At 65.3% G+C, this 6,877-nt stretch carries 6 protein-coding genes (1 of these 6 running past the window's edge); 5 read left to right on the forward strand and 1 reads right to left on the reverse strand.

Annotated elements, in window-relative coordinates; translation table 11 throughout:
- The first annotated feature begins 34 nt into the window (after positions 1-34).
- The 5 genes from AC57B5_RS21750 (at position 35) to AC57B5_RS21770 (ending at position 5,674) form a co-directional block, all read left to right on the forward strand.
- On the forward strand, positions 35-2,233 hold the full coding sequence (locus tag AC57B5_RS21750) for a chemotaxis protein CheW (protein ID WP_197944432.1): 2,199 nt from the start codon (positions 35-37) through the stop codon (positions 2,231-2,233).
- A gap of 115 nt (positions 2,234-2,348) precedes the next feature.
- Entirely contained in the window at positions 2,349-2,837 is a 489-nt protein-coding gene (locus tag AC57B5_RS21755; protein ID WP_012202588.1) for a chemotaxis protein CheW, read from the forward strand.
- 26 nt (positions 2,838-2,863) lie between these two features.
- Entirely contained in the window at positions 2,864-3,754 is an 891-nt protein-coding gene (locus AC57B5_RS21760; RefSeq protein ID WP_013800375.1) for a CheR family methyltransferase, read from the forward strand.
- 33 nt (positions 3,755-3,787) lie between these two features.
- Complete coding sequence (gene cheD, locus AC57B5_RS21765; RefSeq protein ID WP_012202590.1) at positions 3,788-4,525, forward strand: chemoreceptor glutamine deamidase CheD; 738 nt, start codon at positions 3,788-3,790, stop codon at positions 4,523-4,525.
- 15 nt (positions 4,526-4,540) lie between these two features.
- Positions 4,541-5,674 carry a protein-glutamate methylesterase/protein-glutamine glutaminase gene (locus AC57B5_RS21770; protein WP_013800377.1) on the forward strand — a complete coding sequence of 378 codons (1,134 nt, stop codon included), beginning with the start codon at positions 4,541-4,543 and terminating at the stop codon, positions 5,672-5,674.
- A 77-nt stretch (positions 5,675-5,751) separates the two neighbouring features.
- Here the strand turns inward: AC57B5_RS21770 and AC57B5_RS21775 are convergent, their stop codons facing one another.
- Positions 5,752-6,877, reverse strand: the 3' portion of a protein-coding gene (locus AC57B5_RS21775) for an ATP-binding cassette domain-containing protein (protein WP_043822552.1). Its footprint extends 752 nt past the window's final position; only the last 1,126 of its 1,878 coding nucleotides appear in the window; the start codon falls outside the window, past its right edge — the gene reads right to left on this strand; it ends in the stop codon at positions 5,752-5,754.

Below are 6,877 nucleotides of genomic sequence, written 5' to 3' on the forward strand. Positions count from 1 at the left end.
TAAGTACGGGCAACAGGAAACAGCAGGACCAAAGATGGCGGATCTACACCAGGATGGGGCAGGAGCGGGCGCAGACTTCGACCTGAGCCAGTTCTATCAAATCTTCTTCGAAGAAGCGGCCGAGAACCTCGACCAGATGGAGCAGATGCTGCTGAATCTGGATCTGTCAGCGGCCAATGACGAGGAACTCAACGGCATCTTCCGATGCGCGCACTCGATCAAGGGCGGGGCGGCCACCTTCGGCTTTGCCGACGTGACCGAGCTGACGCACCGCATGGAGTCGCTGCTCGACCGGCTGCGCCGGCACGAGATCACACCGATTCCGGAGATGGTCGATGTGTTGCTGGAGTCGGCTGATGCCAGCCGCAGCCTGCTGGCACGCCACCAGGCCGGCAACGAGGGCGAGGCCCTGTCCACCACGGATCTGGTGGCACGCATCGAGACGCTGGCGGAAGGCCGCAGCGCCGTACCTGCAGCGGCAGCGCCGGCTCCCGCACCGACCCCAGCTCCAGCCCCTGTGGCTGCGCCGGCGCAGGCTCCGGCCCCGGTTGCTGCAGCACCTGTCTCGGGCGGCGCCGTCGGCACGGCACCCAGCAGCGGCGGACGTTCGCTGCATATCCTGATCGGTCCGCTGGAGCGCCTGGAGATGGCCGAGGCCATCAAGGAGTTGTTCCGCGACATTCCGGGCCTGGGACGTATCGAGGACCTGGCCTGCGATCAGCCGCAAAGCCGCCTCTTTGACGTGCAGACCTCGTCCACCGACGACGACCTGCTCGATCTGTTCGCCTTCCACGTGGCCAAGGAGCAGGTCCGCATCACGGTGGCCGGAGCCTCTGCCGAGGCAGCACCCGCAGCGGTGGCGGCGCAAGCCCCGGCCGCTGAAGAGCATGCGCACGACCCCGATGCCGCCCTGGCCTCGGCCGCCATTCCGCCTGCCGATGAGGCCTATGGCTTCTTCAACGGCGCACCCGGCATGCCCCAGGCCGATGGCGCGCTGGCCATCCAGCCGGCCGGCGCCGTGGCCAAGCCCGCCGCCAAGACGGCGGCCCAGACGCAGCAGGCGCAGATGGAGTCCACCAGCATCCGCGTGTCGGTGTCCAAGGTCGACCAGCTCATCAACCTGGTGGGCGAGCTGGTCATCACCCAGGCCATGCTGGCGCAAAACAGCCACGGACTGGACGCATCGGCCTACCAGCAACTGCTGGCAGGCCTGGCCGACCTGGATCGCAATACGCGCGATCTGCAGGAATCGGTGATGTCCATCCGCATGATTCCCATGTCCACCGTGTTCAGCCGTTTCCCGCGCATGCTGCGCGACCTGGCCGGCAAGCTGGGCAAGAAGATCGACCTGATCACGCTGGGCGAGGCCACGGAGCTGGACAAGGGACTGGTCGAAAAGATCACCGACCCGCTGACCCATCTGGTGCGCAACAGCGTGGACCACGGCATCGAAATGCCCGAGGACCGCCTGGCTGCCGGCAAGTCCGAGCACGGCACGCTGACGCTGGCAGCCTCCCATCAGGGCGGCTCCATCGTCATCGAGGTGCGCGACGACGGGCGCGGCATGAACCGCGAGCGGATTCTGCAGAAGGCCCGCGAGCGCGGCATGGATGTCTCGGACAACATGCCCGATCAGGAGGTCTGGCAGCTGATCTTCGCGCCGGGCTTCTCCACGGCCGACGTCGTCACCGACGTGTCCGGGCGCGGCGTGGGCATGGACGTGGTCAAGCGCAATATCGCGGCGCTGGGCGGCTCGGTCGAGATCGAGTCCACCCAGGGCAAGGGCATGCGCGTGGCCGTTCGCCTGCCGCTGACCCTGGCCATCATGGATGGCATGTCGGTCGGCGTCAGCGACGAGGTCTACATCCTGCCGCTGTCCTCGGTGGTCGAGTCCTTCCTGGTCAAGGCCGAAGACGTGAACACCGTGGCCAACGGCACGCAGCTGGTCAAGGTGCGCGACGAGTACATGCCCGTGTTCGCGCTGGAAAAGACCTTCCGCGTGCCGCGCAGCGACACCAGCCAGTCCAGCAACATCATGGTGGTTGTCGAGTCCGACGGCAGCCGCGTGGCCCTGCTGGTCGACGAGCTGCTGGGCCAGCACCAGGTGGTGGTCAAGAACCTTGAATCGAACTACCGCAAGGTGCCCAACGTTTCGGGCGCCACCATCCTGGGCGATGGCACGGTGGCGCTGATTCTGGACACCGGCGCGCTGGTGCGTCGTGCACGCCACTGAACGGGACAGGGGTACCTGACCACAACCGACGGCGCCGCAGGCAGTGCCTGCGCGCCGCCAAGAAACCATGGCCTTCGCCACCACGGCGCGGGCCCGACAGTTGAGGAGCTGAGCAATGAGCGTGATCGCTAAGACCGCAGAAGGCGTCGCCACCGGCGCGCGCGAGTACCTGACCTTCCGCCTGGACCAGGAGGAATACGGCATCGACATCCTGAAGGTGCAGGAAATCCGCGGCTACGAGCCGCCGACCCGCATTGCCAATGCGCCGGAATTCATCAAGGGCGTGGTCAATCTGCGTGGCACCATCGTGCCCATCGTGGACATGCGGCTGAAGTTCAACTGCTCCCAGGTGGAATACAACAGCTTCACCGTCGTCATCATCCTGAACCTGCGCAACCGCGTGGTGGGCATCGTGGTGGACTCGGTCAGCGACGTGATGGAACTGGCTCCCGAAGCCGTGCGCCCCGCGCCGGACATCGAAAGCGCCATCGACAGCGGCTGCATCCTGGGCCTGGGTTCCGTGGGCGAGCGCATGCTCATCCTGCTGGACATCGAAAAGCTCATGAACAATGTGGACATGGGCCTGGTCGCCTCGGTCGACTGAGACCCGTTCTTGCACTGAGCGCCCTCATGCGATCCGGCTCATCCAATGCGGCACTGGCCGCACGTCCCGTCGCCGACGACGGGGATGCCAACGGGCCCCTGGCCCAGGGGCGCGAATTCGAATGGTCGTCGCGGGACTTTGCCCGCGTACAGGCGCTGATCTACCAGCGGGCCGGCATCAGCCTGCACGATGGCAAGCACGCCATGGTCTACAGCCGCCTGTCGCGGCGCCTGCGCGAGACGGGCTACGACAGCTTCTCCACCTACCTGGACTGGCTGGAGTCGCAGTCCGACGGCGTGGAGTGGCAGGAGTTCGTGAACGCGCTGACCACCAATCTCACGGCGTTCTTTCGCGAGCAGCACCATTTCGAGATCTTTGCCCAGCATCTGCGCAGCAAGCCGGCCGGCACGGCCTGGAAGGTCTGGTGCAATGCGGCCTCGACCGGGGAAGAGCCTTACTCCATCGTCATGACGGCGCTGGAAGCGCTGGGTGCCACGCCCAGCTTTCAGCTGCAGGCCAGCGACATCGATTCGCGCGTGCTGGACACGGCATCGGCCGGCGTCTACCGCGCCGAAAGCATCAAGGGCATGAGCGCCGAGCGCCTGCACCGCTTCTTCCTGCGGGGCAAGGCCGGCAATGCGGGCCTGGTGCGCGTCAAGCCCGAACTGCGCCGCCTGGTGGAGTTTCTCAACGTCAACCTGATCCGTGACGACTGGCCGTTCCGAGACCCCTTCGACGTGGTCTTCTGCCGCAACGTGATGATCTACTTCGACGCGGCCACGCAGCGCCGCGTGCTGGAGCGCATCCACCGCGTGATGAAGCCCGGTGGCCTGTTGTTCGTCGGGCATGCCGAGAACTTCAGTGAATCGCGCGATCTGTTCACGCTCAAGGGGAAGACCGTCTATGAGCGCCGCTGACGCAGGTCCTGCCGCACGCCAGGGGGTGCTCCCATGATCGGAGACCGCCCTGCCTTCGCACCGCCACCGGCGCCCTCGGAGCGTCGCCGGATGCCGCGCATCAACAGCTATACCGCTGCAGACTATCCGGCGCCGGGCGATCCGGTGCCGCGTTCCTCGCTGGAGCAGCTCAAGCGCCAGCAGCGCTACCCTGGCGAGGCTTCGTTCTTCTATTACGACCCGCATTTCCAGCACAACGCCGTCAAGGTCCTGCCCGGCGAATACTTTGTCTCCAACGAGGACGTGATCCTGGTCACCGTGCTGGGCTCTTGCATCTCGGCCTGCATCTGGGACCGCACCATGCGCGTGGGCGGCATGAACCATTTCATGCTGCCCGACGGCGACTCTGCCGATGCATCGGGCCGCTACGGCTCGTACGCCATGGAGTTGCTGATCAACGAAATGCTCAAGCTCGGTGCCCGGCGCGAGTCGCTGCAGGCCAAGATCTTCGGCGGCGGGCAGGTGATGCACAACTTCACCACCATGAACGTGGGCGAACGCAATACCGCCTTCGTCACGCAGTACCTGCAGACCGAACGCATCCCCATCGTCTCGGAGGATGTGCTGGACATCTACCCTCGCAAGGTGGTGTTCTTCCCCGCCAGCGGCAAGGCCATGGTCAAGCGCCTGGCACATGCCCATCCGGAGGAGCTGGTACAGCAGGAATTCACACGCGGCAATGCAGCCGTCGTGGCACGCAATACGGCAGGCGGCTCGGTCGACCTGTTTTGAGGAAGGTTCAAAGGAATGGACAGGAAAATCAGGGTGATCGTGGTGGACGACTCTGCGCTGGTGCGCAGTCTGCTGTCCGAGATCATCAATCGCCAGCACGACATGGAATGCATCGGCTCGGCCAATGACCCGCTGATCGCACGCGAAATGATCCGCGAGATGAATCCCGACGTGATCACGCTCGATGTGGAAATGCCGCGCATGGATGGCATCGACTTCCTGGGCCGGCTCATGCGCCTGCGTCCCATGCCGGTGGTCATGATCTCCACGCTGACCGAACGCGGCGCCGAGGTCACCATGCGTGCACTGGAGCTGGGCGCCATCGACTTCGTGGCCAAGCCGCGCGTGGGTGTCTCCAACGGCCTGCAGGAACTGGCCGCGCAGATCGTGGACAAGATCCGCGTTGCTGCAGTGGCCCAGGTACGGCGCCTGCCGGTCGCTCCCCGCAGTGCAGCCTCTGCCGCAGGCAGCGCGGCAGCGCCGGTCGCTTCCTCTGCAGGTTCGGCCGTGCCGCGCCAGGCTGCACCGACGTCGCTGCTGGGGCGGCTTTCCACGGAGAAGCTGGTTGCCATCGGCGCCTCCACGGGCGGCACCGAGGCCATCCGCGAAGTGCTCACCCATCTGCCGGCCGACTGCCCGGCCATCGTCATCACCCAGCACATGCCGCCGGGCTTCACCACCAGCTTCGCGGCCCGGCTCAACAGCCTGTGCCAGATGACCGTGAAGGAAGCGCAGCACGGCGAGCGTCTGCTGCCCGGTCATGCCTATATCGCCCCGGGTGGCAAGCATTTCTCCGTGCAGCGCAGCGGCGCCAACTATGTCGCCGTGGTCGATGACAGCCCGCCGGTGAATCGCCACAAGCCTTCGGTCGAAGTGCTGTTCAAGTCGGTGGCCGCCTGCGCGGGCCGCAACGCCTACGGCATCATGCTCACCGGCATGGGCGCCGATGGTGCGGTCGCCATGCGCGAAATGCGCGATGCAGGCAGCTACAACCTCGTGCAGGACGAGGCCAGCTGCATCGTCTTCGGCATGCCGCGCGAGGCCATCGCCCACGGCGCTGCCGACGAAGTGCTGCCCCTCAACCAGATCGCCGCCGCTTTGCTGGGCAAGCTGCGCATAGGTTCGGACCAGGTGCACCACCGCATCTGAGCGCAACGGCCCGCTCTGGCGGCCTCCATGAAAAAAGAGCGCATGGCGCTCTTTTTTTTGTCAGTTCGACACGGTGCTTACTCGGACAAGGCGCTCCAGCGCTCCAGTGCCTCCATCAGCTGCTCATCGATCTCGCCATCGCGCTGGTGCAACTGAACGGCGCGGGAGTTGTCGTTGGCATACAGCGAGCCGTCGGCCAGGGACTCGCGAATGGATTTCTGCTCCGCCTCCAGAGATGCAATGGTCTCGGGCAACTGATCGAGCTCGCGCTGCTCCTTGTAGCTGAGCTTGCGCTTGGGCTTGCTGTCGCTGCGCACCGCCGTCGGCTTGGCCTCTTCCTTGGCAGGCTTGGGCTGTGCAGCCTCGGCCAGATCCTGGCTGCGGCGCGACTGGTCCAGCCAGTCCTGAACGCCGCCTTCGTATTCGCGCCACTTGCCCGGCCCTTCCCAGGCAATGGTGCTGGTGACCACGTTGTCCAGGAAACTGCGGTCATGGCTGACCAGGAACACCGTGCCGTCGTAGTTCTGCAGCAGGTCTTCCAGCATCTCCAGCGTCTCGATATCGAGGTCGTTGGTCGGCTCGTCCAGAACCAGCACATTCGCGGGACGGGCAAACAGGCGCGCCAGCAGCAGGCGGTTGCGCTCGCCGCCGGACAGTGAACGCACAGGAGAGTGAGCGCGTGCCGGAGAGAACAGGAAGTCCGACAGATAGCTCTTCACGTGCTTTTTCTGGTTGCCGATCTCTATCCACTCGCTGCCGGGGCTGATGAAGTCCTCCAGCGTGGCATCCATATTGATCTGGTGCCGCATCTGGTCGAAGTAAGCCACCTGCAGATTCGCACCCAGCCGCACGTTGCCGCTGTCAGGCGCCAGTTCGCCCAGAATCATCTTGAGCAGCGTCGTCTTGCCGGCACCGTTGGGCCCGATCAGTCCCACCTTGTCACCGCGCAGGATGGTGGCGCTGAAATGCGAGACGATCTGCTTGTCGCCAAAGGACTTGGCCACATCGGTCAGCTCGGCCACGATCTTGCCCTGGTAGCCATCGCCCCGGCCCGAGGCAATGTCCATCTTCACCCCGCCCAGCACATCACGGCGGGCAGCGCGGTTGGCCCGCAACTGCTCCAATCGGCCGATGCGGCTCTGGCTGCGCGTGCGGCGCGCCTCCACGCCCTTGCGGATCCACACCTCCTCCTGGGCCAGCAGC

The sequence above is a fragment of the Delftia sp. BGA-UO-ETr-SB1 genome (genome assembly GCF_059567865.1).